This window comes from Vibrio sp. CB1-5 (genome assembly GCF_059412285.1).
In genome coordinates this window covers 1-1,365 of record NZ_JBJHPB010000070.1, presented here as the reverse complement: position 1 = coordinate 1,365, position 1,365 = coordinate 1, and the positions used below count along the sequence as shown (strand labels likewise).

2 protein-coding genes are annotated in these 1,365 nt (G+C 43.8%); both read right to left on the bottom strand.

Features of this window, described 5'->3' with window-relative positions; genetic code table 11:
* Positions 1-58 precede the first annotated feature (58 nt).
* Positions 59-487, bottom strand: a complete 429-nt coding sequence (locus ACJB0T_RS21885) for a GNAT family N-acetyltransferase (RefSeq protein ID WP_353496320.1) — start codon at positions 485-487, stop codon at positions 59-61.
* A gap of 163 nt (positions 488-650) precedes the next feature.
* The gene (locus ACJB0T_RS21880; protein WP_479290414.1) at positions 651-857 is read right to left on the bottom strand and encodes a hypothetical protein; all 207 of its coding nucleotides are present in this window, start codon (positions 855-857) and stop codon (positions 651-653) included.
* Positions 858-1,365: the final 508 nt, after the last annotated feature.

Below are 1,365 nucleotides of genomic sequence, written 5' to 3'. Positions count from 1 at the left end.
ACTCAATTCAAACCAAAATCGCCAACTGTTAGCTGTCTGCTTGAACAATTTGTTATGCCTATTGGTCACGATAGACATTTGGTTGCCAGATTTGCATTAATATCTCTGGATTTTCTACTGGTCTAAAACCGAATTGAGCATAGAGCCCGTGAGCATCCCTAGTAGCCAAAACCATCCTACGGAGTCCTTTTACATCAGCGTGTTCGACTATCGTTTGCACTAACAACTTGCTCAGACCTTTCCCTCTATGACAATCTTCAATAAACACATCCGCAAGGTAAGCGAATGTAGCTCTATCTGTTATGAGTCGAGCAAAGCCCACTTGATCGCCAGTGTCAGTAAAAACACCGAAACAAAAAGAGTTTGATATGGCCTTTTTCAAAGTGTCTCTTGGAATCTCAGAAGCCCAATAACTACGTGAAATAAATCTATAGATAAACTCAAAGTCGAGGTCTTCATTGTTTGTGCTTACTTTGTATCCTTGCATTGCTCTCCATCCCTGAGGCATAACGCCTTGCTAAGTTGCAGCTAACGACCACAACACTAGAGCAAAGCCACGTAATCACTGAACTCAACCAAACCAAAATCGCCAACTGTTAGCTGTCTGCTTGAGCAATTTGTTAGGTGCTGACTCTCGTATTAAATCAGGGCTAGTTAAATAATGCACCCACGGCTCGAACAATGGAACCAAGAGCGGGTAATACTAAAAGTAGAACTGCTACGATCGCTAGAAAGATGATTCTTTTCCACGATTTTGCGGCTTCTTGTGCAAAACGTACTTCAAACAGAGAGCCAGATGCATTAAGCATTGCATCTTCCTCTGCGCGATTGCGCTGACTTTTTTCATATAAACCCATGAACCTACCCCTAAACCGTTGGGCACCTAACGCCTTGCTAAGTTGCAGCTAACGAACACAGCACCCAAGCAAAGCCACGTAATCACTAAACTTAACCAAACCAAAATCGCCAAGCGTTAGCTGTCTGCTTGAGCAATTTGTTAGCTTTTTGCGTGTGATGCAGCCAGCGTTTACCACCAAGGTTTTAAAGAAACGCTCCAAAACCGAAGCCACCGCCGTACCCGATGCAGAAGCATTGAACGTTCAACCAATTTGCGGCCAAAGAGAACGAAACTTAAAGGCAACTTAAGGCTCTTGCTCTGAAGCTGAAAACCAAGTGCACCATGCTAACAAATTGGTTCACGCTGCTTCAGCGAAAAAGAAACAGCACGTTCGATGTACCGATTTGGCACTGACGTTTAGGTGTAAAGCTAGAGCGCTGAACGCATACTCCACAATACTTAACCGAGAAAGCTAACGCCTTGTTAAGTAGCAGCTAACTACCACTGCACTCAAACAAAACCACCGT

Coding starts and splice junctions, on each gene's coding strand:
- ACJB0T_RS21885 (WP_353496320.1), bottom strand. CDS start 487: ATGCAAGGATACAAAGTAAGCACAAACAATGAAGACCTCGACTTTGAG.
- ACJB0T_RS21880 (WP_479290414.1), bottom strand. CDS start 857: ATGGGTTTATATGAAAAAAGTCAGCGCAATCGCGCAGAGGAAGATGCA.